The 23329-nt window shown below is 57.8% G+C and carries 31 protein-coding genes; all 31 read right to left on the bottom strand.

The features are described 5' to 3' along the window. Positions 1-24 precede the first annotated feature (24 nt). On the bottom strand, positions 25-1041 hold the full coding sequence (locus JJ917_04145; protein MBO6698003.1) for a DNA-directed RNA polymerase subunit alpha: 1017 nt from the start codon (positions 1039-1041) through the stop codon (positions 25-27). A gap of 135 nt (positions 1042-1176) precedes the next feature. Further along, the gene (gene rpsK, locus JJ917_04140) at positions 1177-1566 is read right to left on the bottom strand and encodes a 30S ribosomal protein S11 (GenBank protein MBO6698002.1); all 390 of its coding nucleotides are present in this window, start codon (positions 1564-1566) and stop codon (positions 1177-1179) included. A gap of 112 nt (positions 1567-1678) precedes the next feature. Continuing rightward, a complete protein-coding gene (gene rpsM, locus JJ917_04135; protein MBO6698001.1) occupies positions 1679-2047 on the bottom strand; it encodes a 30S ribosomal protein S13 in 369 nt (122 codons plus the stop codon). Positions 2048-2338: 291 nt separating this feature from the next. Continuing rightward, the gene (locus JJ917_04130) at positions 2339-2923 is read right to left on the bottom strand and encodes an adenylate kinase (protein MBO6698000.1); all 585 of its coding nucleotides are present in this window, start codon (positions 2921-2923) and stop codon (positions 2339-2341) included. Then, positions 2920-4254 carry a preprotein translocase subunit SecY gene (gene secY, locus JJ917_04125; protein MBO6697999.1) on the bottom strand — a complete coding sequence of 445 codons (1335 nt, stop codon included), beginning with the start codon at positions 4252-4254 and terminating at the stop codon, positions 2920-2922. Before secY ends, JJ917_04130 begins: the two co-directional genes overlap by 4 nt. 79 nt (positions 4255-4333) lie before the next feature. Further along, positions 4334-4843 carry a 50S ribosomal protein L15 gene (locus tag JJ917_04120; GenBank protein ID MBO6697998.1) on the bottom strand — a complete coding sequence of 170 codons (510 nt, stop codon included), beginning with the start codon at positions 4841-4843 and terminating at the stop codon, positions 4334-4336. A gap of 104 nt (positions 4844-4947) precedes the next feature. After that, complete coding sequence (gene rpmD, locus JJ917_04115; GenBank protein ID MBO6697997.1) at positions 4948-5139, bottom strand: 50S ribosomal protein L30; 192 nt, start codon at positions 5137-5139, stop codon at positions 4948-4950. A gap of 29 nt (positions 5140-5168) precedes the next feature. Continuing rightward, positions 5169-5726: a 30S ribosomal protein S5 gene (rpsE, locus tag JJ917_04110; protein MBO6697996.1), complete on the bottom strand. Its 558-nt coding sequence runs from the start codon at positions 5724-5726 to the stop codon at positions 5169-5171. A 152-nt stretch (positions 5727-5878) separates the two neighbouring features. Continuing rightward, on the bottom strand, positions 5879-6238 hold the full coding sequence (rplR, locus tag JJ917_04105) for a 50S ribosomal protein L18 (GenBank protein MBO6697995.1): 360 nt from the start codon (positions 6236-6238) through the stop codon (positions 5879-5881). Between the two features lie 82 nt (positions 6239-6320). Then, positions 6321-6854 (bottom strand): 50S ribosomal protein L6, encoded by a 534-nt coding sequence (rplF, locus tag JJ917_04100; GenBank protein ID MBO6697994.1) that lies wholly within the window; start codon positions 6852-6854, stop codon positions 6321-6323. Between the two features lie 56 nt (positions 6855-6910). Further along, a complete protein-coding gene (gene rpsH / locus JJ917_04095; GenBank protein ID MBO6697993.1) occupies positions 6911-7309 on the bottom strand; it encodes a 30S ribosomal protein S8 in 399 nt (132 codons plus the stop codon). Positions 7310-7323: 14 nt separating this feature from the next. Then, positions 7324-7629 carry a 30S ribosomal protein S14 gene (gene rpsN / locus JJ917_04090; protein MBO6697992.1) on the bottom strand — a complete coding sequence of 102 codons (306 nt, stop codon included), beginning with the start codon at positions 7627-7629 and terminating at the stop codon, positions 7324-7326. A 26-nt stretch (positions 7630-7655) separates the two neighbouring features. Continuing rightward, positions 7656-8210 (bottom strand): 50S ribosomal protein L5, encoded by a 555-nt coding sequence (gene rplE, locus JJ917_04085; GenBank protein MBO6697991.1) that lies wholly within the window; start codon positions 8208-8210, stop codon positions 7656-7658. Next, positions 8203-8520 carry a 50S ribosomal protein L24 gene (gene rplX, locus JJ917_04080; protein MBO6697990.1) on the bottom strand — a complete coding sequence of 106 codons (318 nt, stop codon included), beginning with the start codon at positions 8518-8520 and terminating at the stop codon, positions 8203-8205. Before rplX ends, rplE begins: the two co-directional genes overlap by 8 nt. A gap of 2 nt (positions 8521-8522) precedes the next feature. Continuing rightward, positions 8523-8891: a 50S ribosomal protein L14 gene (gene rplN / locus JJ917_04075; protein ID MBO6697989.1), complete on the bottom strand. Its 369-nt coding sequence runs from the start codon at positions 8889-8891 to the stop codon at positions 8523-8525. Positions 8892-8926: 35 nt separating this feature from the next. Next, positions 8927-9187 (bottom strand): 30S ribosomal protein S17, encoded by a 261-nt coding sequence (gene rpsQ / locus JJ917_04070; GenBank protein ID MBO6697988.1) that lies wholly within the window; start codon positions 9185-9187, stop codon positions 8927-8929. A gap of 24 nt (positions 9188-9211) precedes the next feature. After that, the gene (gene rpmC, locus JJ917_04065; GenBank protein ID MBO6697987.1) at positions 9212-9415 is read right to left on the bottom strand and encodes a 50S ribosomal protein L29; all 204 of its coding nucleotides are present in this window, start codon (positions 9413-9415) and stop codon (positions 9212-9214) included. 18 nt (positions 9416-9433) lie between these two features. Next, positions 9434-9847 (bottom strand): 50S ribosomal protein L16, encoded by a 414-nt coding sequence (rplP, locus tag JJ917_04060; protein MBO6697986.1) that lies wholly within the window; start codon positions 9845-9847, stop codon positions 9434-9436. 124 nt (positions 9848-9971) lie between these two features. After that, positions 9972-10709 carry a 30S ribosomal protein S3 gene (gene rpsC / locus JJ917_04055; GenBank protein MBO6697985.1) on the bottom strand — a complete coding sequence of 246 codons (738 nt, stop codon included), beginning with the start codon at positions 10707-10709 and terminating at the stop codon, positions 9972-9974. Further along, positions 10709-11089, bottom strand: a complete 381-nt coding sequence (gene rplV / locus JJ917_04050) for a 50S ribosomal protein L22 (protein ID MBO6697984.1) — start codon at positions 11087-11089, stop codon at positions 10709-10711. Before rplV ends, rpsC begins: the two co-directional genes overlap by 1 nt. 1 nt (position 11090) lies before the next feature. Continuing rightward, positions 11091-11369: a 30S ribosomal protein S19 gene (gene rpsS / locus JJ917_04045; protein MBO6697983.1), complete on the bottom strand. Its 279-nt coding sequence runs from the start codon at positions 11367-11369 to the stop codon at positions 11091-11093. 10 nt (positions 11370-11379) lie between these two features. Continuing rightward, positions 11380-12219, bottom strand: a complete 840-nt coding sequence (gene rplB / locus JJ917_04040; protein ID MBO6697982.1) for a 50S ribosomal protein L2 — start codon at positions 12217-12219, stop codon at positions 11380-11382. Positions 12220-12241: 22 nt separating this feature from the next. Beyond that, on the bottom strand, positions 12242-12538 hold the full coding sequence (locus JJ917_04035; protein MBO6697981.1) for a 50S ribosomal protein L23: 297 nt from the start codon (positions 12536-12538) through the stop codon (positions 12242-12244). Next, on the bottom strand, positions 12535-13155 hold the full coding sequence (rplD, locus tag JJ917_04030) for a 50S ribosomal protein L4 (GenBank protein ID MBO6697980.1): 621 nt from the start codon (positions 13153-13155) through the stop codon (positions 12535-12537). The genes JJ917_04035 and rplD overlap by 4 nt, the downstream gene beginning before the upstream one ends. Next, a complete protein-coding gene (rplC, locus tag JJ917_04025; GenBank protein MBO6697979.1) occupies positions 13155-13874 on the bottom strand; it encodes a 50S ribosomal protein L3 in 720 nt (239 codons plus the stop codon). Before rplC ends, rplD begins: the two co-directional genes overlap by 1 nt. A gap of 55 nt (positions 13875-13929) precedes the next feature. After that, positions 13930-14244 carry a 30S ribosomal protein S10 gene (rpsJ, locus tag JJ917_04020; GenBank protein ID MBO6697978.1) on the bottom strand — a complete coding sequence of 105 codons (315 nt, stop codon included), beginning with the start codon at positions 14242-14244 and terminating at the stop codon, positions 13930-13932. 108 nt (positions 14245-14352) lie between these two features. Further along, the gene (gene tuf / locus JJ917_04015; GenBank protein ID MBO6697977.1) at positions 14353-15528 is read right to left on the bottom strand and encodes an elongation factor Tu; all 1176 of its coding nucleotides are present in this window, start codon (positions 15526-15528) and stop codon (positions 14353-14355) included. 63 nt (positions 15529-15591) lie between these two features. Then, entirely contained in the window at positions 15592-17682 is a 2091-nt protein-coding gene (gene fusA, locus JJ917_04010; protein MBO6697976.1) for an elongation factor G, read from the bottom strand. Positions 17683-17718: 36 nt separating this feature from the next. Further along, positions 17719-18189 carry a 30S ribosomal protein S7 gene (rpsG, locus tag JJ917_04005; protein MBO6697975.1) on the bottom strand — a complete coding sequence of 157 codons (471 nt, stop codon included), beginning with the start codon at positions 18187-18189 and terminating at the stop codon, positions 17719-17721. Between the two features lie 12 nt (positions 18190-18201). Continuing rightward, positions 18202-18573: a 30S ribosomal protein S12 gene (locus JJ917_04000; protein MBO6697974.1), complete on the bottom strand. Its 372-nt coding sequence runs from the start codon at positions 18571-18573 to the stop codon at positions 18202-18204. A 536-nt stretch (positions 18574-19109) separates the two neighbouring features. Next, positions 19110-23318: a DNA-directed RNA polymerase subunit beta' gene (rpoC, locus tag JJ917_03995; protein MBO6697973.1), complete on the bottom strand. Its 4209-nt coding sequence runs from the start codon at positions 23316-23318 to the stop codon at positions 19110-19112. Between the last annotated feature and the right edge of the window lie 11 nt (positions 23319-23329).

Raw genomic sequence — 23329 nt, 5'->3', positions numbered from 1 at the left:
CGTCTCCTTCTCTGACCGAGGTCCTTAGACCTGGTGTTCCTCGTAGCGCTTGGAAAGCTCGTCGATGTTTTCAGGCGGCCAGTTGGGCACGTCCATGCCCAAATGCAGACCCATCGAGGCAAGCACTTCTTTGATCTCGTTCAGCGACTTGCGACCGAAGTTCGGCGTGCGCAGCATTTCTGCTTCCGTCTTTTGGATCAGGTCACCAATGTAAACGATGTTGTCGTTCTTCAGGCAGTTCGCCGAACGCACCGAAAGCTCCAACTCGTCGACCTTCTTCAGAAGCTCCGGCGAGAATGGGAAATCGGGCAGCTCTTCTTCGACCTGCTCTTTTTCAGGCTCTTCGAAGTTCACGAAGATCTGCAACTGATCCTGAAGAATACGCGCCGCATAAGCAATTGCATCTTCGGCCGTGACAGCGCCGTTGGTCTCAATGTCGAGCGTCAGCTTGTCATAGTCGAGAATCTGACCTTCGCGGGTGTTTTCCACCTTGTAGGCCACGCGCTTGACCGGCGAGAACAGCGCATCGACCGGCACCAGGCCAATCGGTGCATCGTCTGGGCGGTTACGCTCGGCTTCCACATAGCCCTTGCCGGTGTTGACGGTGAACTCGATGCGGACTTCAGAGTCTTCATCAAGCGTGCAAAGCACGTGATCAGGGTTCAGAATTTCAACATCGCCCACCGTCTGGATATCACCGGCGGTCACGATGCCTGGGCCCTGCTTGCGCACGATCATGCGCTTGGGGCCCTCGCCTTCCATGCGCAGCGCGATCTCTTTGACGTTGAGCACGATGTCGGTGACGTCTTCACGCACGCCCGGAATGGACGAAAACTCGTGCAACACGCCATCAATCTGCATGCCGGTCACCGACGCGCCCTGGATGGACGAGAGCAGGATACGGCGCAGTGCGTTACCAAGCGTCAGGCCATAGCCACGCTCAAGCGGTTCAGCAATAACTTGAGCGATCCGACCGTCTTCGCTGGTCTTCACTTCAAGTTTGCTCGGTTTAATCAGGTTCTGCCAGTTCTTATGAATCATGGGTGCACCCCTTTGGGTCTTGCGCATCCAACGGCTGGAATTGGGGGGCCAGCCATGCGCCTGAAGGGAAAGCTTGGACCGTGGATGCCGCCACCCGTTTGTCCAAGCCGATGATGATGTTGAGGCGTCTGCCCCTTACACCCGGCGCCGTTTCGGCGGACGACATCCATTGTGCGGGATCGGCGTCACATCGCGGATCGATGTGATCGTGAACCCAGCAGCTTGGAGCGCGCGCAGTGCCGACTCACGGCCCGAACCTGGACCGGAGACTTCAACTTCCAGCGTTTTCACGCCGTGTTCGGAAGCTTTCTTGGCAGCGTCTTCCGCGGCAACCTGTGCCGCATAAGGGGTCGATTTACGCGAGCCCTTGAAACCCATCGTGCCGCAAGACGACCAGGAGATCGCATTGCCCTGCACGTCCGTGATGGTGATCATGGTGTTGTTGAAGGACGAGCGCACATGCGCCACGCCCGACGTAATGTTTTTGCGTTCGCGGCGGCGAACGCGTCCAGCTTCTTTAGCCATTTTGGTCCTTTGTCGATCTCACCGCCAACCGTTGCCCGGAGCCCACATGGCACCCGTGAAAGCCCGGTTGGCTCCACCGAAGGCAAAGCGCGGATTGGCCCGCGCCTACCTGTTACTTCTTCTTGCCGGCAATCGCCTTAGCCGGACCCTTGCGGGTGCGGGCATTGGTATGGGTACGTTGACCGCGCACCGGCAAGCCACGACGATGGCGCAGACCGCGATAGCAGCCCAAATCCATCAAGCGTTTGATGTTCATGCTCGTCTGGCGACGCAGATCCCCTTCGACCATGTAGTCGCGGTCGATGATCTCGCGCACCTGGATCACGTCAGAATCCGCCAGCTCGTTGACCCGTTTGCTCGGATCGATGCCAGCTTTTTCGATGATCTCAGCAGCTTTTGCCGCGCCGATGCCATGAATGTACTGAAGCGCGATGATCGCGCGTTTGTTCGTAGGAATATTGACGCCTGCAATGCGGGCCATATCACTTCTCCATCTAACAGGGCACGACATGCGTCACGCCAAAAAACCTGCCCTCAGCGAGGGTGCCTCACAACGAGGCTCAACCGCGTCCGGTGGAGGCCGGCCCGTGCGGGTTCTTCATAGGACAACTGGTTCGCCACAAAGACGCCGCCAGACTTTTTGTCGGGAAGAGACATGCGGTTATTGCCTGATTGACGATTTGTCAACAGGTCGAACTTGCATTCCTACGCGAAAGAGGCGCCACCAGCGCAGCGCCTCGGAAATTCGCACTTTTGGTCCAATTTTTGCGCCCTAAAGCGCCTTCAAGACCGAGTTGATCTCAGCGGTGACCTCGTCGATCGAGGCCATGCCGTTCACCGTCTTCAGATTGCCTTTGGCGTAATAGTAGCCGGTCAGCGGCGCGGTGCTTTTGTAATAGGCCCGCAAGCGCTCATCGAACACTTCGGGCGTATCATCTTTGCGCACCGGTTGACCGGCCGCCTTGGCATCTTCGGCGCGTTTGACAATCCGTCCCACCAAGGCCCGGTCATCAACGACCAGTTCAAGAACGGCATCCAGACGGCGGCCCTTCTTCTTCAGGATCTCTTCAACCGCATCCGCCTGCTGAAGCGTCCGCGGATAGCCATCCAAGATGAAACCGCGCGCGCAATCGGGCTCAGAGATACGATCCGAAACGATCTGATTGACGATCTCATCGGACACCAGATCACCGGCTTCCATGACCGCCTTCGCCTTCAGGCCCGTTTCGGTGCCGGCTGCCACAGCCGCACGCAGCATATCGCCGGTGGAAAGCTGCGGAATGTTATAGGTCTCAACAAGGCGCGCGGCCTGGGTTCCCTTGCCCGCACCTGGCGGTCCAAGAAGGATCAATCTCATCTACGTTTCCCCCGGAGTTTCGACTTCTTCACCAGCCCCTCATACTGGTGCGCAAGCAAATGCCCTTGCACCTGTTGAACGGTATCCATGGTCACCGAGACCACGATGAGAAGCGATGTGCCTCCGAAATAGAAGGGAACGCCCGAATAGGAAATGAGGAATTCGGGTATGAGACATACGATGGTCAGATACGCCGCACCGGCCACCGTGATCCGCGTCAACACAAAATCGATATAGTTCGCCGTGCGTTCACCGGGACGAATGCCGGGGATGAACCCGCCATGCTTGCGCAGATTGTCGGCGGTATCAGCCGGGTTGAACACGATAGCCGTGTAGAAGAACGCGAAGAAGATGATACCAGCCGCATAAAGCAGCATGTAGGCCGGCTGCCCGTGGCCAAGTAGGGCCGTGAGCGTGGTGATCCACCCGGTCGCTTCTGTGCCATCAGAGAAGCCCGCCAGCGTCGCCGGCAAGAGCAGCAACGAGGACGCAAAGATCGGTGGGATAACACCAGCGGTGTTCAGCTTCAGCGGCAGGTGTGAGCTTTCGCCCTGCGTCATCCGGTTGCCGACCTGGCGCTTGGGATACTGAATGAGAAGCCGGCGCTGGGCACGCTCAACGAACACGATGAACGCAATCACGACGATTGCCAGAACGATGATGGTCAGAATGATTCCGGTGCCAATGGCGCCCTGACGACCCAGTTCAAGCGTCTGTGCCAACGCACGGGGCAGCTCGGCAACAATGCCAGCAAAGATAATCAGCGAGATACCATTACCGACGCCGCGCGCCGTGATCTGCTCACCGAGCCACATCAGGAACATCGTGCCGCCAACCAACGTGATGACGGTCGTCAGACGGAAGAACCAGCCCGGATCGGTGACGATCGTGCCGGAGGATTCCAGACCAACCGAAATGCCGTAGGCCTGGATCGCGGCCAGAAACACCGTGCCGTAGCGCGTGTACTGGTTGATGACCTTGCGGCCCGCCTCGCCTTCTTTCTTCAAGGCTTCAAGCTTCGGCGACACCGTCGTCATCAGCTGAATGATAATCGAGGCGGTGATGTAGGGCATGATGCCCAACGCAAACACCGCCATGCGCTCCACGGCACCGCCAGTGAACATGTTGAACAAGCCAACAACGCCCTGCGCTGCCTGGTTGAAAGCCGCAGCAAAAGCATCCGGCTCGATACCAGGCATCGGGATGTAGGTTCCCAACCGATAGACCAAAAGCGCACCCAGCGTGAACCAGATGCGCTTTTTGAGCTCTTCGGCCTTACCGAACGCTTTGAGGGAGAAGTTTGAAGCTAGCTGCTCAGCTGCTGATGCCATGCGTCTTCAATTCCTTTGGCCAAACCGCGGCTACCAACGCGACGGTGGCCCGCCTCTGACGGGCCACGACGGCTGGTGTTTACTCTGCGGCGGCTTTGCTCGCCCCGGCTTTGCCGGACGCTTCTTTGGTTTCTTCGATGTGGACCTTGCCGCCAGCCTTTTCAACCGCTGCGATGGCCCCTTTTGAGGCACCGGCAACGCTGATCTCGATGGCAGCTTTCAACTCTCCGTTACCAAGCAGCCGCACACCATCTTTTTCAAGCTTGGTGATAACACCAGCATCAACGAGAGCAGCAGCATCGAGCTTGGCTTTGGCGTCGATCTTGCCGGCATCAACGGCCTGCTGAATCCGGCCGACATTCACTTCCGAATAGGCCTTGGAGAAGATGTTGTTAAAGCCGCGCTTGGGCAGGCGGCGATACATCGGCATCTGGCCGCCTTCAAAGCCCTTAATGGCAACGCCGGAACGCGCCTTCTGGCCTTTGACACCGCGACCAGACGTCTTGCCCTTGCCCGAACCGATACCGCGACCAACGCGTTTTTTCGTTTTTGCAGAGCCTGGCTTGGGGGAAAGTTCATTGAGTTTCATGGGTCTGTCTCCACTTGCGCGACGGGGATTTTTGGCAATCTGCCCTGCCCGCGCCGCTCGCTTTTAGACGAAGCAAAGGCCGCCTTCTTGGCGACCTTGGCGTGTTACTTGTCGTCGACGACGCGCACCAGATGGCGCACCTTGTCGATCATGCCGCGCACCGCTGGGGTATCTTCCAGCGTGCGCTGGCGGCGCATCTTGTTGAGACCAAGGCCGACAAGCGTGGCGCGTTGGTCAGGCTGACGGCCAATCGGGCTTCCGATCTGCTCAACCGTGATGGTCTTGGACTGTGCCATCGTTCTTTTCCTTGCTCTTGATCGATCGCTTAGGCGTCAACCGCAGCGACATCGCCACGTCGTGCCTGGAGGACCGAGACTTTCAGGCCGCGGCGTGCCGCCACTGAACGGGGGCTGTCTTCTTCGCGCAGAGCGTCGAAGGTTGCGCGGACCATATTGTAAGGGTTCGACGTGCCTTGCGACTTGGCAACGATATCCTGGATGCCAAGCGTCTCAAAAACGGCACGCATCGGGCCACCGGCAATGATGCCGGTACCTGCCGGTGCTGCGCGCAGCAGAACTTTGCCGGCGCCGTGGCGGCCTTTAACGTCGTGGTGCAGCGTGCGGCCTTCGCGCAGCGGCACACGGATCATGCCACGCTTGGCCGATTCGGTTGCCTTGCGGATCGCCTCAGGCACTTCGCGCGCCTTGCCGTGGCCAAAGCCGACACGGCCCTTCTGGTCTCCGACAACAACGAGAGCGGCGAAACCAAAGCGTTTACCGCCCTTCACCGTTTTTGAAACGCGGTTGATGTGAACCAGCTTGTCGACGAATTCGCTTTTTTCTTCGTCGCGATTGTGACGATCACGAGATGGGCGCTGTGCCATGTGTCTATCCTAGTGTTTGTCTTGCAGGGACCCCAAGATGGAGCCAGCTGCTAAGTGCGATCAGCGACTAAACTGATCGGGAGGAAATTGCGGTTGTGCCAAAGGCACAGAGCCACTGAGAGTTTCGGGCGCTTAAACGCCCTCGCTTAACGTTAGAAGTTCAGGCCGCCTTCGCGGGCCGCATCGGCAAGTGCCTTCACCCGGCCATGATAGCGATAGGCGCCACGATCGAAGACGACATTTTCAACGCCAGCTTCTTTGGCGCGCGATGCAACCAGTTTGCCAACCTCGGCCGCGGCATTGGTGTCAGCACCGGTTTTCAGGCTGGAACGCATGTCTTTTTCCAAAGACGAGGCGGCAGCCACGGTGCGGCCAGCCAAATCATCGATGATCTGCGCATAGATGTGACGACCGGAACGGTACACCGAAAGACGCGGACGACCGTTTGCAACTTTGCGAACCTGTCGACGCACGCGCTCGCGGCGTCGCTCGGTGGATGTTTTGTGTGCCATTGTTTCTGCCTTTTAGAAGTGGAGCACCGCACGGACGTCTCCCAAGCAGTTTGGGACGGCCAAAAGCGGCAACCCAAATGCCTTACTTGTTCTTGCCTTCTTTGCGGAAAATGTACTCCTCCGCATATTTTATGCCTTTGCCTTTGTAGGGCTCGGGCGGACGGAACTTGCGGATTTCCGCTGCCGCCTGGCCGACGCGCTGCTTGTCGATACCCGACAGCACGATCTCAGTCGGTTTTGGCACAGCCACGGACACGCCGTCCGGCAAATCGTAGATCACATCGTTGGAATAGCCGAGCGCCAGGGTCAGTTTCGATCCCTGCGCCTGGGCGCGGTAACCAACGCCGTTCAGTTCCAGCTTCTTCTCAAAGCCTTCCGAGACGCCGACCACGATGTTGTTCACCAGCGTGCGCGACATGCCCCACATGGAGCGTGAACGCTTGTCCTGGCCGCGCGGGCTGACTTCGATACCGTCGTCGCCCAGAGCAACGTCGCACTCCGAAACCACCGTGACAGCCAACTCGCCTTTCGGGCCTTTGACCGAGACGGTCTGACCGTCGATGTTGGCCGTGACGCCACTTGGCAGCGCGACCGGTTTCTTACCGATACGAGACATCAATCTCTTCCTTTTCTTGGGCCGGTTTCCCTAAGCCAAATCCTTGATGGACCTGCTTAGAAGACCTGGCACAAAACCTCGCCACCAACATTTTCTTCGCGTGCCTGATGATCCGCCATCACGCCCTTCGGCGTCGACAGGATCGAAACACCCAGCCCGTTGTTAACGGTCGGAATGTTGCGCACAGAAGCGTAAACGCGGCGGCCCGGCTTGGACACGCGCTCGATGCGGCGGATCACCGGCGCACCATCGAAATATTTCAGCTCAATGCTGATTTCGGATTTGCCGTCACCAAGCTCTGTCCGCGAATAGCCGCGAATGTAACCTTCGTCCGCCAAAACCTGCAGAACGCGCTCGCGCAGCTTGGAAGCTGGCGCAATAACGCTTGTTTTGTTCCGCATCTGCGCATTACGAATGCGCGTCAGCATATCACCAATCGGATCTGTCATCGCCATCGTTGAAGATCCTCCTACCAGCTTGATTTCACGAGGCCGGGGACATCGCCCCGAAGGCCCAACTCACGCAGCGCGATACGCGACATACCCAGCTTACGATAGTAAGCGCGCGGGCGGCCGGTTACGTTGCAGCGGTTGCGAATGCGCGTCTTCGACGATGAACGCGGCAACTGCGCCAGCTTCATCGTCGCATTGAAGCGCTCTTCCGGGCTTGCACTCTTGTCGTGAACGATTGCGTTCAATTCAGCGCGCCGAGCAGCATACTGGTCGACCAATTTGCGGCGGCGGTTGTTCTTTTCAACGGCGCTTTTCTTAGCCATCTGTCATCTATCCTTTGAAAAACGCGTCAGTTCGTACGGAACGGGAAATTGAAGTGCTTGAGCAGGGCTCGCGCTTCATCGTCATTGTCCGCCGTGGTGCAAACGATCACGTCGAAACCCCAAACCTGATCAACCTTGTCATAGTCGATCTCGGGGAACACGATGTGCTCTTTGATGCCCATGGCGTAATTGCCGTTGCCATCGAAGCTTTTCGGGTTCAGGCCGCGGAAGTCACGCACGCGCGGAAGCGCGATCGTCACCAGGCGATCCAGAAACTCGTACATGCGCGTCTTGCGCAACGTCACCTTCACGCCGAGCGGCATCTCTTCACGCACTTTGAAGCCGGCAATCGACTTGCGAGCATGCGTGACGACAGCCTTTTGACCGGCGATCGCTGTGAGGTCCTCAGCAGCGGTGCGCACCTTCTTGGAATCACCGACAGCTTCGCCGACGCCCATGTTCAGCACGATCTTATCCAGCGCAGGGATCTGCATCGGGTTCGCGTAGGAAAACTCTTCCTTCAGCTTGCCCTTGATCTCGCTCTCATAGAGCGACTTCATGCGGGGTGTGTAATCAGCCATCGATCGCTTCTCCCGAGCGGCTGGCGACGCGCACCTTGGTGCCGTCGTCTTGAATCTGGAAACGGACGCGCGTCGGCTTGCCATCTTTCGGGTCGCGCAGAGCGACGTTCGAAAGCTGGATCGGCGCTTCCTTGGTGATGATGCCACCTTCGGAGTTCGGGGTCTGGCGCTGGTGACGTTTCACCAGGTTCACACCCTGCACCAAAGCGCGGTTCTCGCGCGGCATCACCTGCATGACCTGGCCCGAGCGACCCTTGTCGCGGCCAGCGAGCACAACAACGGTGTCGCCTTTTTTGATCTTAGCAGCCATGGTTACAGCACCTCCGGTGCAAGCGAGATGATCTTCATGTGGCTCTTGGCGCGCAGCTCGCGCGGCACCGGGCCAAAGATACGTGTACCGATCGGCTCTTTGTTGTTGTTCACCAGAACAGCAGCGTTGCGATCAAAACGGATAACCGAACCGTCGGGACGACGGATGTCCTTGGCGGTGCGTACAACGACCGCCTTCATCACATCACCCTTTTTTACCCGACCCCGGGGGATGGCTTCCTTCACGGAGACGACAATGATGTCGCCCACGCCAGCGTACTTACGCTTGGAGCCGCCCAGGACCTTGATGCACATAACACGGCGAGCGCCGGAATTATCGGCGACGTCGAGGTTTGTTTGCATCTGAATCATGGCCGTATGCCTTTCTTACAAATAGAGCTGAGCGATTAACCGTGCGACGCCATCAGCGCGCGCGACTCATCGGCCAGAACCATGAAATTCTTCGACTTCGAGAGCGGACGGCATTCTTCGATAAGAACGATGTCGCCGGTCTTGAAGGCATTGTCAGCATCGTGCGCGTGGTACTTCTTAGTCCGACGCACGGTCTTCTTCAGCAGCGGGTGTGTGAAGCGACGCTCGACAAGCACGGTGACCGTCTTGTCTGTCTTATCGCTCACCACGGTGCCTTGCAGAACGCGTTTTGGCATAGTGTCTCTCCTCGTGACGAACGCTTAGGCGCTCGCCGCTTCGCGCCGCTTGGCGTTCAGCACAGTGTTGATACGCGCGATGGACCGGCGAACCTGCCGAAACCGCGCGGTGTTTTCAAGCTGACCCGTGGCGCGCTGGAAGCGCAGATTGAACTGCTCTTTCTTCAGCTTCACCAACTCGTCTACAAGCTGGTCAGGGGTCATGAGGGCTGCGTCTTGCGCTTTCATCTCTCTGGTCTCCTGCCGCTATTCGCCGATACGCTGAACGAAACGGGTTTTCACCGGAAGCTTCATCGCAGCAAGGCGAAGAGCCTCGCGCGCCACATCTTCCGACACACCATCAATCTCGAACATGATCCGGCCAGGCTTCACTTTTGCGGCCCAGTATTCCACAGAGCCTTTACCCTTACCCATACGCACTTCGGTCGGCTTCTTGGTCACCGGCACATCGGGGAAGATGCGAATCCAAACACGTCCAGCACGCTTCATGTGACGCGTCATGGCACGGCGAGCGGCCTCGATCTGGCGTGCAGTCACACGCTCAGGCTCTTGAGCTTTCAGGCCAAAGGCACCGAAGGTCAGCGTCGTGCCGCCCTTCGCCGCGCCCTTGATGCGGCCCTTATGCTGTTTGCGAAACTTGGTACGTTTCGGCTGAAGCATCGTCTTCGTTCCTGTTTCTCATGCCCGGTCTCCGTGGAAGCCACGGACGCAAGGCACATCCTCAAATTTCTGGTCATGCAAGCTCAGCCGCCAAGTTCGGTCGGCCGAGCGAACTCTTTGCGCCCTAGTCGCGGCGACGCCCGCCACCACCACCGGAGGCTTCCAAAGCACGGCGTTCTGACGCAAGCGGATCATGTTCCATGATCTCGCCTTTGTAGATCCAAACCTTGATGCCAATGATCCCGTAAGCGGTCTTGGCTTCAGCGGTGCCATAATCGACATCGGCGCGCAGCGTGTGCAGCGGCACCTGGCCTTCGCGGTACCACTCGACACGCGCAATCTCAGCGCCACCAAGACGACCACCGGAGTTGATCCGGATACCAAGAGCGCCAGCTTTCATGGCGTTCTGCACGGCGCGCTTCATGGCACGGCGGAAAGCAACGCGACGCTCCAGCTGCGAAGCAATAGACTGAGCAACCAGTGTTGCGTCAGTGTCAGGCTTGCGCACTTCAACAATGTTGAGATGCACTTCGCTGTCGGTCATCTTCGAAATTGCGCGGCGCAATTTCTCGATGTTGTCGCCTTTTGGCCCGATGATGAAACCTGGACGGGCCGTGTGGATCGAAATCCGGCATTTCTTCAAAGGACGCTCGATGACAATCTTTGAGATCGCCGGATCAGCACCACCCTTGTTGCGGCCACCGTCGCTTTTCACGAAGGTCGGCAGCTTCTCAGTGATGAACTTGCGGATCTTCAGATCTTCATGCAGCAGCTTGGCGTAATCGTTGTCAGCAAACCAACGCGAGTTCCACGTCTGGTTGATGCCCAGGCGCAAGCCTGTGGGGATGACTTTCTGGCCCATTAAGCGGCCTCCTCAACTTCGCGAACAACGATCGTCAGGTTCGAAAACGGCTTCTGAATCCGACCGACGCGACCGCGCGCACGCGGCTGCCAGCGTTTCATCACCAGCGCCTTGCCGACGAACGCCTGGGCAACGACAAGATTGTCGACGTCCAGATCATGATTGTTTTCCGCATTGGCGATGGCCGATTCCAGCGCCTTTTTCACGTCCACAGCGATGCGCTTGCGCGAGAAGGTCAGATCGGCCAGCGCCTTATCGACCTTCTTGCCGCGGATCATCGCAGCGACCAAGTTCAGCTTCTGCGGGCTGATGCGAAGACGACGGACAACCGCCTGTGCTTCATTGTCAGCAAGCGAGCGTTCACGCGATGCTTTGCCCATCTTACTTCCTCTTTGCCTTCTTGTCGGCGGCGTGGCCGTAATAGGTGCGCGTGGGCGCGAACTCGCCGAACTTGTGGCCGATCATGTCTTCCGAGATCGAAACCGGAATGTGCTTCTGGCCGTTGTAGACGCCAAAGGTCAGACCGACGAACTGCGGCAAGATGGTCGAGCGGCGCGACCAGATCTTGATCACATCGTTGCGACCGCTTTCGCGCGCCTTATCGGCCTTCTTTAAAATGTACCCGTCGATAAACGGGCCTTTCCATACCGAACGTGACATGGGAGCTCCGTTACTTCTTCTTGCGCTGATGGCGCGAGCGAATGATGAATTTGTCGGTCGCTTTGTTCGAGCGGGTCCGCTTACCTTTGGTTGGCTTACCCCACGGCGTCACAGGGTGACGGCCACCTGAAGTCCGACCTTCACCACCACCATGGGGGTGATCGACCGGGTTCATAACCACACCACGAACCGACGGGCGACGACCGAGCCAACGGGCGCGACCGGCTTTGCCGAGATTGGTGTTCATATGGTCGGGATTGGAAACCGCACCGACCGATGCAAAGCACTGGCCATGAATGAGACGCTGTTCACCTGATTGCAGACGCACAATGGCATAGGCGCCGTCGCGACCAACCAGCTGAGCATAGGCGCCAGCTGAGCGTGCGATCTGACCGCCCTTTCCGATCTTCAGCTCCACATTGTGGATGATCGTACCGACCGGCATAGACGCAAGCGGCATGGCGTTGCCCGGCTTAACATCGGCCTTGGTGTCGGAAACGACCTTGTCGCCTTCGGCCAAACGCTGCGGCGCCAGGATGTAGGCCTGATCGCCATCATCGTAGGTAACCAGTGCAATAAACGCCGTGCGGTTGGGATCGTACTCAAGACGTTCGACCGTACCGAAAACACCCAGCTTCTCGCGACGCTTGAAATCGATGATGCGGTAGGTGCGCTTCACGCCGCCACCACGACGACGCACCGTGATGCGACCGGTGTTGTTGCGACCGCCCTTCGACGACAGACCTTCGGTAAGCTGCTTGACCGGCTTGCCCTTGTGCAGGGCCGAACGGTCGACGGCAACCAACTGGCGGCGTCCCGGCGATGTCGGATTGAATGTCTTCAATGCCATTGTTCTAAATCCTTACTTCGCCTTAAAGACCGGTCGTCACGTCGATGGACTGGCCATCTTCGAGCGTCACGATCGCCTTTTTGACGTCGGACTGGCGACCAATCATGCCGCGAAAGCGCTTTTCCTTGCCCTTGCGGACCAGCGTGTTCACAGCCTTCACTTTGACCGAAAACAGAGCTTCCACAGCCTGTTTGATCTGAGGTTTGGTGGCGGTCGGCGACACATTGAACATCACCTGACCGTTTTCCGACGCCATGGTCGATTTCTCAGTGATCACCGGTGAGACGATCACGTCATAGAGTTTTGGGTTCGAGCTCATTTGAAGCGCGCCTCCAGCGCATCGACCGCATCCTTGGAAAGGACCAGCGTGTTACGACGCAGAATATCGTAGACGTTGATGCCCTGCACCGGCAGCACATCCACATTGGGAAGGTTGCGGGCAGCTTTGGCGAAATTGTCATTCACCGAAGCACCATCAATGAACAGCGCATTGGTCAGGCCGCGCTCACCGAGAACGCCAGCGACCACTTTGGTCTTGGCTTCCACATCGGCAAAGCTTTCAACCACGATCAGGTTCTCAGTCTGAGCTTTCGACGAAAGCGCATGACGAAGGGCCAAAGCGCGAACCTTCTTGGGGAGATCATGGGCGTGCGAGCGAACGACGGGACCGTGCGCCTTACCACCACCAACGAACGAACCAACGCGGCGCGAACCGTGACGAGCACGCCCGCCACCCTTCTGCTTGCCGAATTTTGCGCCCGTGCGATTGATCTCGGCACGCTGCTTGGTCTTGTGGTTGCCGGTCTGGCGCTTGGCGAGTTGATAGCGAACCATGCGCTGCAGCAGATCGGCACGCGGCTCAAGACCGAACACCTCATCAGACACTGCGACCTTACCGGCAGCCTTACCGTCAAGTTTGGTGACCTTGATATCCATTAGACGGCCTCCTCAACTTGCGCAGTTTCCGTTGCAGCGCCAGCCGGTGCGCGGAAGGCACCTGGAGTTGGCACGTCGCCAGGCAGAGACTTTTTCACGGCGTCACGCACCATGATCCAGCCGCCCTTGGCGCCAGGCACCGAGCCTTCAACCATGATCAGGCCGCGCTCGACGTCAGTCTTGACCACTTTCAAGTTCTGCGTGGTCACGCGCTCATTGCCCATCTGGCCGGCCATCTTCTTGCCTTTGAAGACTTTGCCGGGATCCTGACACTGACCGGTAGAACCATGCGCACGGTGCGAAATCGACACGCCGTGCGATGCGCGAAGGCCGCCGAAATTGTGCCGCTTCATCGCACCGGCAAACCCTTTACCGATCGACGTGCCGGACACGTCCACATATTGGCCAGGAACAAAATGATCGGCGGTGAACTCAGCACCGACATCAACCAAATTGTCTTCTGACACGCGGAACTCGACGACTTTGCGCTTCGGCTCGACATTTGCTTTGGCAAATGCGCCGCGCTCAGCTTTGGTCGTGTTCTTCACCTTCGCCAGGCCGCAACCCAGCTGCATGGCCGTGTAGCCATTCTTTTCCATGGTGCGGTGGCCAACCACCTGGCAATTGTCGATCTTCAAAACCGTCACGGGGATATGACGCCCGTCCTCGGCGAAGATGCGGGTCATGCCCACCTTCTGTGCGATAAGTCCTGACCGCATGGGTCTCGTCCTTCTAATCGCGTTTCAAACGCTTGTTTCTTGAAAGCTGACGGCTTTAGCCGCCCAGCTTGATTTCCACATCCACGCCAGCGGACAAATCGAGCTTCATCAGCGCGTCCACTGTTTGTGGCGTCGGGTCGATGATGTCCAAAAGCCGCTTATGCGTGCGGATCTCGAACTGCTCGCGGCTCTTCTTGTCGATGTGCGGCGAGCGGTTGACCGTGAATTTTTCAATCCGCGTCGGCAACGGGATGGGACCGCGCACCTGCGCACCCGTCCGCTTGGCGGTCGAAACGATTTCAACGGTCGACGTGTCGAGGACACGATGGTCGAACGCTTTCAACCGAATTCGAATGTTCTGTCCGTTCATGGCCGAACCTTCTGCCTATCTTCTGTGTGACGCCCCACCCTTGGAGCCTCACGAGGGAACGAAAAAGCGCGCGGCCACCATGTGGCGCACCGCGCGCTATAAGTCTGTCTACTCGACGATTTTTGAGACGACGCCTGCGCCGACGGTGCGGCCGCCTTCGCGGATAGCGAAGCGCAGCTTCTCTTCCATCGCAATCGGCACGATCAGATCAACATTGATCTCAACATTGTCGCCCGGCATCACCATCTCGGTGCCTTCCTTCAGCGTCACGATGCCGGTCACATCGGTCGTGCGGAAGTAGAACTGCGGACGGTAGTTGGTGAAGAACGGCGTGTGACGGCCACCCTCTTCCTTCGTCAGGATGTAAGCCTCAGCCACAAACTTGGTGTGCGGCGTCACCGAACCCGGCTTGCAGAGGATCTGGCCACGCTCAACATCTTCACGGCCGACACCGCGCAGCAGCGCACCGATATTGTCACCCGCTTCACCGCGATCAAGCAGCTTACGGAACATCTCAACGCCCGTGCAGGTCGTCTTCTGGGTGTCGCGGATGCCGACGATTTCGATCTCGTCGCCCACATTCACCACACCGCGCTCCACACGACCGGTCACAACCGTACCGCGGCCGGAGATCGAAAACACATCTTCGATCGGCATCAGGAACGGCTGGTCCACCGGACGCTCAGGTTGTGGGATGTAGCTGTCTACCTGCTCCATCAGTTCGCGGATCTTGGTCTCACCGATCTCAGGCGTCTTGCCTTCCAGAGCGGCCAGAGCCGAACCGGCAATGATGGGGATATCATCGCCCGGGAAGTCGTAGGACGAGAGCAGCTCACGGATTTCCATTTCGACGAGCTCAAGCAGCTCTTCATCGTCGACCTGGTCAACCTTGTTCATGAACACGACAAGCGCCGGCACACCGACCTGACGGGCCAGCAGAATGTGCTCGCGGGTCTGCGGCATCGGGCCATCGGCAGCCGAGCACACCAGGATCGCGCCATCCATCTGCGCAGCACCGGTGATCATGTTCTTCACATAGTCAGCATGGCCTGGGCAGTCGACATGGGCGTAGTGACGGTTGTCCGTCTCATACTCAACGTGAGCGGTCGAAATGGTGATACCGCGCGCGCGCTCTTCAGGCGCACCATCGATCTCATCATAGGCTTTGAAATCGCCAAAATACTTCGTGATCGCCGCCGTCAACGTCGTCTTGCCATGGTCAACATGACCAATCGTGCCAACATTCACATGCGGCTTGTTACGCTCAAACTTCTCTTTCGCCATCTTAGGCTCTCCGTAATCTCGACTGACGTCGTGTTAATCTTGGGGGTCGCAAGAACGCTTGGGTTAAGCGTATTTGGACTTAACTTCTTCCGCGATTGCTTGCGGAACCTGCTCATAATGATCAAACTGCATGGTGTACTGCGCGCGGCCCTGCGTGGAGGATCGCAGCGCTGACACATAGCCAAACATGTTGGCCAGCGGCACGAAGGCGTTGATCACCGTGGCAACACCACGGGTCTCGGTGCCCTGGATCTGACCACGGCGAGAGTTGAGATCGCCCATCACCGATCCGGCATACTCATCCGGGGTTACGACCTCGACCTTCATCACCGGCTCAAGCAGTTTTGGGCCAGCCTTTTGAACAGCTTCGCGGAACGCGGCACGACCAGCGATCTCAAAGGCAAGAACCGAGGAGTCCACATCGTGGTAGGCGCCATCGGTCAGCGTGGCAGTGATGTCGAGCATAGGAAAGCCGGCAATCGGACCCGAAGACATGACCGAGCCAATGCCCTTTTCAACGCCTGGGATGTATTCCTTGGGCACATTGCCGCCGACCACTGTGTCGGTGAACACGTAACCGGAATTGGCCTCGCCCGGCTCGATTGTGATCTTCACGCGGGCAAACTGACCCGAACCACCCGACTGCTTCTTGTGGGTGTAGTCCACATCAGCGGTCTTGGTGATGGTTTCGCGATAGGCCACCTGCGGCTGGCCGATATTGGCCTCAACCTTGAACTCACGCTTCATGCGATCAACCAGAATGTCGAGGTGCAACTCGCCCATACCGGCAATGATGGTCTGACCTGATTCATGGTCGACCTTCACGCGGAAAGAAGGATCTTCAGCCGCCAGACGGTTAAGAGCGATGGACATCTTCTCCTGATCAGCCTTGGTTTTAGGCTCGATTGCGATCTCGATGACCGGCTCAGGGAATTCCATACGCTCAAGAATAACAGCGCTTTGCGGATCACACAGCGTGTCACCCGTTGTTGTTTCCTTCAGGCCAGCGATGGCAACAATGTCGCCCGCATAGGCGATCTTGATGTCTTCACGGCTGTTGGAGTGCATCAGCATCATACGGCCAACACGCTCTTTCCTGTCTTTCACCGAGTTCAGCAGCGTCGAACCCTGCTCCAGCACGCCCGAATAGATGCGGCAGAAGGTTAGCGAGCCAACAAACGGGTCGTTCATGATCTTGAACGCCAGAAGCGAAAGCGGCTCATCATCAGATGCTTTGCGGTCCGCCTCAGCTTCGGTCTTCACATCGATACCTTTGATGGCGGGGATGTCGACCGGGCTAGGCAAATAATCAACCACAGCATCGAGCAGCGGCTGGACGCCCTTGTTCTTAAAAGCAGAGCCACAGAACACAGGGAAGAAATCAACGTTACACGTACCCTTGCGGATCAAGCGACGAATGGTGTCGTTGTCCGGCATGGTGCCTTCAAGATAGGCGTCCATGGCTTCATCATCGACTTCCACGACGGTCTCGATGAGTTTCTCGCGGAACTCTTCGGCGCGCTCTTGCAAATCAGCCGGGATGTCAACGACATCCCACTCAGCGCCAAGGTTTTCAGACTTCCAAACCAACGCCTTCATCTCGATGAGATCAACGACACCGGCGAACTCGTTCTCGGAACCGATCGGCAGTTGAACGACGGCAGGTGTTGCGCCCAGGCGCTCTTCGATCATCTCGACGGAGCGATAGAAATCAGCACCGATCTTGTCCATCTTGTTGACGAAGATCATACGCGGCACGTGGTACTTGTCAGCCTGGCGCCACACGGTTTCGGTCTGCGGTTCGACGCCGGCATTGGCGTCCAGGAGTGCAATCGCGCCATCGAGCACGCGCAGCGAACGCTCAACTTCAATGGTGAAGTCAACGTGGCCTGGCGTATCAATGATGTTGAAGCGACGCTTCTTGCCGTCACGGCCTTCCCAGAACGTGGTGGTCGCAGCGGACGTGATCGTGATGCCGCGCTCTTGTTCCTGTTCCATCCAGTCCATGGTGGCAGCGCCATCATGCACTTCGCCGATTTTGTGCGACTTGCCTGTGTAATACAGGATGCGCTCGGTCGTCGTCGTCTTGCCAGCATCAATGTGAGCCATGATGCCGAAATTGCGATAGTCCTCAATGACGTAGTCGCGTGCCATGGGGGGATGCTCCTTAGCGAACCAAACGGTTCAAAATTACCAGCGATAGTGCGAGAACGCGCGGTTGGCATCGGCCATCCGGTGCGTGTCTTCGCGCTTTTTCACGGCGGTGCCGCGGTTGCTGGAAGCGTCCAGCATTTCACCCGACAGGCGATCGACCATGGTGTTTTCATTGCGTCCACGTGCGGCGGCGATCAGCCAACGGATGGCCAGTGCCTGGCGACGCTCGGTGCGCACTTCAACCGGCACCTGGTAGGTTGCACCACCAACACGGCGTGAACGAACCTCAACCGATGGAGACACGTTGCCCAGAGCCTGATGGAACACTTCCAACGGGTTCTGACCGGTGCGTGTTTCGATGGTGTCGAAGGCACCATAAACAATGCGCTCAGCGGCAGATTTTTTGCCATCAATCATGATGGCGTTCATGAATTTGGAGACAACCAGATCACCGAACTTGGGATCAGGGTTGACGACGCGCTTTTCGGCTGCGTGACGACGTGACATCGCTTCTTACCCTTACTTAGGACGCTTGGCGCCGTATTTGGAACGACGCTGCTTACGGTCTTTAACGCCCTGGGTATCCAGAACACCGCGCAGAATGTGATAACGCACGCCCGGCAAATCCTTCACGCGGCCACCGCGAAGCATCACAACCGAGTGCTCCTGCAGGTTGTGGCCGACGCCCGGGATGTAACCGATCACTTCAAAGCCATTCACAAGGCGCACCTTGGCAACCTTACGAAGGGCCGAGTTCGGCTTCTTCGGGGTGGTGGTGTAGACACGGGTGCAAACGCCGCGCTTTTGCGGGTTCTGCTCCAGAGCCGGAACTTTGTTACGCTTGACCGGAGCCTGGCGCGGCTTGCGGATCAGCTGATTAATTGTTGGCATCTAAGCCTCTTCCTTTTTGGTCGAACGCGCTGGCCCAATTGGCCAACAGCTTTTCGCCTCATCGATTGCGCCCAGGTCAAAGCCAAAAGACGCGTACCTTAACGACAACAAACAAAGCGCCCCTTGGGGAAACCCCCGGGCGCTTTGCAATCAGAGGACCAGGAGCGAACTCCGGATCGTGACATGCTTCAATTTGCAGCCAGTCAAAGCAGCGTTTGGTACGAAGCCCACTTGCGAATTGGCACAAGCTAATCGGCTTTGCGAACCACGGCCTGCCGCAAAAGTGAGCGGGAGATACGATGCAGAGGGGTGTTGGTCAAGCCCCCTGCGGCAATTTCCGGCCAGAAACGCCCGCTGCGGCAATCATAAGGCCAGCCTTCGTGTTCCGCCCTCATCCACCCTTTGCAAACTGTGCGTTTGCGACGGCTGAGACGCAACAAAAGTTCGTCGCATCAATGGGCACCCTAGAGGGTAAAAGGCCGCTGGAATCACACCTGATTCCAGCGGCCTTGATTCTTGTTGGAGAAGACTTCGACCTACTCGGCCGGCGTCTGCTCGGACAGATCTTCCAGAACCGCTTCGACGTCCACAACGGGTTCGGCTTCGCGAGCATCGAGGATGAGATCATCGCGCTTCTGCGCAACCTGCTTGATCTTGTTCATCATTCGGCCAGTACCGGCGGGGATCAGACGACCCACAATGATGTTTTCCTTCAAGCCTTCAAGCGTATCGACCTTACCGTTGACGGCCGCCTCGGTGAGCACACGCGTGGTCTCCTGGAACGATGCCGCTGAGAAGAACGAACGTGTCTGCAGCGAGGCTTTGGTGATGCCCAGCAGGACCGGCGTACCGGACGCTGGTTTCTTGCCATCGGCGGTCAGCTGTTCATTGAGCTCTTCAAGCTCGATGCGATCAACCTGCTCACCGGCCAGAAACTCACTGTCACCTGGATCGGTGATATCCACCTTCTGCAGCATCTGACGCACGATCACCTCAATATGCTTATCGTTGATAAGCACACCCTGGAGGCGATAGACCTCTTGGATTTCGTTGACGAGATAGGCCGCCAACTCTTCCACGCCCTTGACCGCAAGAATGTCGTGCGGTGCGGGCAGACCATCGATCAGGAAGTCACCCTTCTGAACCTCATCCCCATCCTGAAGCTGCATGTGCTTGGATTTCGGGATCAGATATTCAGCTGGCTCCATACCTTCTTCGTGCGGCTGGATCGAAATCCGACGCTTGTTCTTGTAATCGCGGCCAAAACGCACCACGCCGTCAATGTCGGCCATGATGGCCGCATCTTTCGGACGACGCGCTTCGAACAGTTCGGCAACACGCGGCAGACCACCGGTGATGTCACGCGTCTTCGCACTTTCAAGCGCGATACGCGCCAACACGTCACCGGCTTTCACCTTGTCGCCAGGCGACACCGAAAGCACGGCATCGGCAGGCAACAGGGCACGAGCATCGCCACCGCGTGCGGTCTTGAGGATCTCGCCCTTCTTGTCCTTGATCACCATCGCTGGACGCAGGTCAGCGCCGCGCGGCGTTGAACGCCAGTCGATGATCAGACGCTTGGCGATACCGGTGACTTCATCGACCTGCTCGGACATGGACACGCCATCGACCAAATCTTCGAACTCAACCAGACCGTCAACATCGGCAAGGATTGGACGGGTGTAAGGATCCCACTCGGCCATGCGCTGACCACGGCGGACGATGTCGCCCTCCTCGATCAACAAACGCGAACCATAGGTCACGCGGTGTACGGCAGCTTCATTGCCCTGATCGTCGGTGACAACGATGAACATGTTGCGACCCGTTGCAATCAAATGACCTTCCGTGTTGCGGGAGATCGAACGATTGCGCAGCGTGATCTTGCCTTCATGGCCTGACTCGATGAACGAGCTATCCACCACCTGCGCCGTACCACCGATATGGAACGTACGCATCGTCAGCTGGGTGCCCGGCTCACCAATCGACTGCGCGGCGATAACGCCGACAGCTTCACCCATGTTCACCGGCGTACCACGTGCAAGGTCACGGCCATAACAGGTGCCGCAAACGCCGTGACGGGTCTCACAGGTGAGCACCGAACGGATTTTCACGCCCTGCACGCCGCTCTCTTCGATGGCCGTCACCATCTTCTCATCGATGAGCGATCCTTTGGCAACAACCACTTCCAGCGTTTCGGGGTGGATGACGTCATCAGCAGCCGTACGTCCAAGGACGCGCTGACCCAGCGAGGCGACAACCTGCCCGGCATCGACAATCGCTTGAACGCGAATGCCGTTTTCGCTGCCGCAATCCACCTGACTGATGATCGAATCCTGCGCCACATCGACAAGGCGGCGAGTCAGATAGCCGGAGTTGGCCGTCTTCAGCGCCGTATCGGCCAGACCCTTGCGGGCACCGTGTGTGGAGTTGAAATACTCCATCACGGTCAAACCTTCTTTAAAGTTCGACGTGATCGGCGTCTCGATGATCGAGCCATCGGGCTTGGCCATCAGGCCACGCATACCGGCAAGCTGTTTCATCTGTGCCGGCGAACCACGGGCACCGGAGTGCGCCATCATGTAAACCGAGTTGATAGGCTTCTGACGGTTGGTTTCCTCGTCGATCTCAACAGCGGAGATGCGGCCCATCATTTCATCGGCCACTTTGTCGGAGCACTTGGCCCAAGCATCAACAACCTTGTTGTACTTCTCACCCTGGGTGATCAGACCGTCATTGTACTGCTGCTCGAACTCCTCAACCATGGTCCGGGTCTCATCAACGAGGCCCTTCTTGGTGTCGGGGATCACCATGTCGTCCTTACCGAACGAAATGCCAGCCTTACAGGCCTGGCGGAAACCAAAGCCCATCACCTGATCGGCGAAGATAACCGTCTCTTTCTGCCCACACGCACGATAGACGGCGTCGATCATCCGGCTGATTTCCTTTTTGGTCATCAGACGGTTGGCGGCATCGAACGGCACCTTGACGTTCTTCGGCAGCAGGTCGGCGAGCAGATAGCGACCGGCGGTCGTATCGTGGATCTCCGAAATCATGTTGCCGGCTTCGTCGACCGTTTTGTAGCGGCCTTTGATCTTGGTGTGCAGCGTGATGATCTTCGCATCCAGCGCAGCCTGCACCTCACCGGTCGAACCGAACACCATGCCTTCGCCAGGCTCATTGTCGGCTTCGATGGTCAGGTAGTAGAGGCCAAGAACCATATCCTGCGACGGCACGATGATCGGCTGACCATTGGCCGGGTGCAGAATATTGTTGGTCGACATCATCAGGACGCGCGCTTCCAGCTGCGCCTCCAGCGACAGCGGAACGTGCACAGCCATCTGATCGCCGTCAAAGTCCGCGTTAAAGGCGGTACAAACCAGCGGATGAAGCTGAATGGCCTTGCCTTCGATGAGCACCGGCTCAAACGCCTGGATGCCCAAACGGTGCAGCGTCGGCGCACGGTTGAGCATCACCGGATGCTCGCGGATCACCTCATCGAGGATATCCCAAACTTCCGGACGCTCTTTCTCGACCAGCTTCTTGGCTTGCTTGACTGTGTTGGAATAGCCCTTGGCATCAAGGCGCGCATAAATGAACGGCTTGAACAGCTCCAACGCCATCTTCTTCGGCAGGCCGCACTGGTGCAGTTTCAGTTCAGGACCGGTCACGATCACCGAGCGACCCGAATAGTCAACACGCTTGCCGAGCAGGTTCTGACGGAACCGGCCCTGCTTGCCTTTGAGCATATCGGCAAGCGATTTCAGCGGACGCTTGTTGGCACCGGTGATGACGCGGCCTCGGCGACCATTGTCAAACAGCGCATCAACCGCTTCCTGAAGCATGCGCTTCTCGTTGCGGATGATGATGTCCGGCGCGCGTAGCTCGATCAGCCGCTTCAAGCGGTTGTTCCGGTTGATCACACGGCGATACAGGTCGTTGAGGTCAGACGTCGCAAAACGTCCGCCATCCAGCGGCACCAGCGGGCGCAAATCGGGAGGAATGACCGGCACTACGGTCATGATCATCCATTCCGGCTTGTTGCCAGAATTGAGAAACGCGTCGATCAGCTTGATGCGCTTGGCAAGCTTTTTCGGCTTCAGCTCGCCGGTGGCTTCCACCATCTCCACGCGAAGCTGCTCGCGCAGCACCGGCAGATCAAGGTCGCCCAAAAGCTTGCGGATTGCTTCGGCGCCAATCATGGCGGTGAACGAGTCCGCGCCATACTCATCCTGCGCCTGAAGATACTCTTCTTCCGACATCAGCTGATAGGGAGCGAGCGGCGTCAGGCCCTGCTCGGTGACGACATAGTTCTCAAAGTAGAGCACCCGCTCCACATCTTTGAGCGCCATGTCGAGCAGCGTTGCAATGCGCGACGGCAGCGATTTCAGGAACCAGATGTGCGCAACCGGCGCGGCCAACTCAATATGGCCCATGCGCTCGCGGCGCACCTTGGTCAGCGTGACTTCAACGCCGCACTTCTCGCAGATAATACCTTTATATTTCATGCGCTTGTATTTGCCGCACAAGCACTCATAGTCCTTGATCGGGCCAAAAATACGCGCACAGAAAAGGCCGTCCCGCTCGGGCTTGAACGTACGGTAGTTGATCGTTTCAGGCTTTTTGATCTCGCCATACGACCAGGAGAGAATTTTCTCCGGGCTCGCAAGTGAAATGCGGATCTGGTCAAAACTTGGCATCGTGGACTGAACGTCACGGCCAAAGACGTTTTGGATTTCCTGGTTCAAAGCGTGTCTCC

This window comes from Hyphomicrobiales bacterium (assembly GCA_017642935.1).
Taxonomy (GTDB): domain Bacteria; phylum Pseudomonadota; class Alphaproteobacteria; order Rhizobiales; family MH13; genus MH13.
This window is presented reverse-complemented; position numbering and strand designations above follow the sequence as displayed.

What these genes read in the sequence shown, in the direction of transcription:
- JJ917_04145 (MBO6698003.1), bottom strand. Translation starts at nt 1,041, where the DNA reads ATGATTCATAAGAACTGGCAGAACCTGATTAAACCGAGCAAACTTGAA.
- rpsK (MBO6698002.1), bottom strand. Translation starts at nt 1,566, where the DNA reads ATGGCTAAAGAAGCTGGACGCGTTCGCCGCCGCGAACGCAAAAACATT.
- rpsM (MBO6698001.1), bottom strand. Translation starts at nt 2,047, where the DNA reads ATGGCCCGCATTGCAGGCGTCAATATTCCTACGAACAAACGCGCGATC.
- JJ917_04130 (MBO6698000.1), bottom strand. Translation starts at nt 2,923, where the DNA reads ATGAGATTGATCCTTCTTGGACCGCCAGGTGCGGGCAAGGGAACCCAG.
- secY (MBO6697999.1), bottom strand. Translation starts at nt 4,254, where the DNA reads ATGGCATCAGCAGCTGAGCAGCTAGCTTCAAACTTCTCCCTCAAAGCG.
- JJ917_04120 (MBO6697998.1), bottom strand. Translation starts at nt 4,843, where the DNA reads ATGAAACTCAATGAACTTTCCCCCAAGCCAGGCTCTGCAAAAACGAAA.
- rpmD (MBO6697997.1), bottom strand. Translation starts at nt 5,139, where the DNA reads ATGGCACAGTCCAAGACCATCACGGTTGAGCAGATCGGAAGCCCGATT.
- rpsE (MBO6697996.1), bottom strand. Translation starts at nt 5,726, where the DNA reads ATGGCACAGCGCCCATCTCGTGATCGTCACAATCGCGACGAAGAAAAA.
- rplR (MBO6697995.1), bottom strand. Translation starts at nt 6,238, where the DNA reads ATGGCACACAAAACATCCACCGAGCGACGCCGCGAGCGCGTGCGTCGA.
- rplF (MBO6697994.1), bottom strand. Translation starts at nt 6,854, where the DNA reads ATGTCTCGTATCGGTAAGAAACCGGTCGCGCTGCCAAGTGGCGTCACG.
- rpsH (MBO6697993.1), bottom strand. Translation starts at nt 7,309, where the DNA reads ATGGCGATGACAGATCCGATTGGTGATATGCTGACGCGCATTCGTAAT.
- rpsN (MBO6697992.1), bottom strand. Translation starts at nt 7,629, where the DNA reads ATGGCTAAGAAAAGCGCCGTTGAAAAGAACAACCGCCGCCGCAAATTG.
- rplE (MBO6697991.1), bottom strand. Translation starts at nt 8,210, where the DNA reads ATGGCTGATTACACACCCCGCATGAAGTCGCTCTATGAGAGCGAGATC.
- rplX (MBO6697990.1), bottom strand. Translation starts at nt 8,520, where the DNA reads ATGGCTGCTAAGATCAAAAAAGGCGACACCGTTGTTGTGCTCGCTGGC.
- rplN (MBO6697989.1), bottom strand. Translation starts at nt 8,891, where the DNA reads ATGATTCAGATGCAAACAAACCTCGACGTCGCCGATAATTCCGGCGCT.
- rpsQ (MBO6697988.1), bottom strand. Translation starts at nt 9,187, where the DNA reads ATGCCAAAACGCGTTCTGCAAGGCACCGTGGTGAGCGATAAGACAGAC.
- rpmC (MBO6697987.1), bottom strand. Translation starts at nt 9,415, where the DNA reads ATGAAAGCGCAAGACGCAGCCCTCATGACCCCTGACCAGCTTGTAGAC.
- rplP (MBO6697986.1), bottom strand. Translation starts at nt 9,847, where the DNA reads ATGCTTCAGCCGAAACGTACCAAGTTTCGCAAACAGCATAAGGGCCGC.
- rpsC (MBO6697985.1), bottom strand. Translation starts at nt 10,709, where the DNA reads ATGGGCCAGAAAGTCATCCCCACAGGCTTGCGCCTGGGCATCAACCAG.
- rplV (MBO6697984.1), bottom strand. Translation starts at nt 11,089, where the DNA reads ATGGGCAAAGCATCGCGTGAACGCTCGCTTGCTGACAATGAAGCACAG.
- rpsS (MBO6697983.1), bottom strand. Translation starts at nt 11,369, where the DNA reads ATGTCACGTTCGGTATGGAAAGGCCCGTTTATCGACGGGTACATTTTA.
- rplB (MBO6697982.1), bottom strand. Translation starts at nt 12,219, where the DNA reads ATGGCATTGAAGACATTCAATCCGACATCGCCGGGACGCCGCCAGTTG.
- JJ917_04035 (MBO6697981.1), bottom strand. Translation starts at nt 12,538, where the DNA reads ATGAGCTCGAACCCAAAACTCTATGACGTGATCGTCTCACCGGTGATC.
- rplD (MBO6697980.1), bottom strand. Translation starts at nt 13,155, where the DNA reads ATGGATATCAAGGTCACCAAACTTGACGGTAAGGCTGCCGGTAAGGTC.
- rplC (MBO6697979.1), bottom strand. Translation starts at nt 13,874, where the DNA reads ATGCGGTCAGGACTTATCGCACAGAAGGTGGGCATGACCCGCATCTTC.
- rpsJ (MBO6697978.1), bottom strand. Translation starts at nt 14,244, where the DNA reads ATGAACGGACAGAACATTCGAATTCGGTTGAAAGCGTTCGACCATCGT.
- tuf (MBO6697977.1), bottom strand. Translation starts at nt 15,528, where the DNA reads ATGGCGAAAGAGAAGTTTGAGCGTAACAAGCCGCATGTGAATGTTGGC.
- fusA (MBO6697976.1), bottom strand. Translation starts at nt 17,682, where the DNA reads ATGGCACGCGACTACGTCATTGAGGACTATCGCAATTTCGGCATCATG.
- rpsG (MBO6697975.1), bottom strand. Translation starts at nt 18,189, where the DNA reads ATGTCACGTCGTCACGCAGCCGAAAAGCGCGTCGTCAACCCTGATCCC.
- JJ917_04000 (MBO6697974.1), bottom strand. Translation starts at nt 18,573, where the DNA reads ATGCCAACAATTAATCAGCTGATCCGCAAGCCGCGCCAGGCTCCGGTC.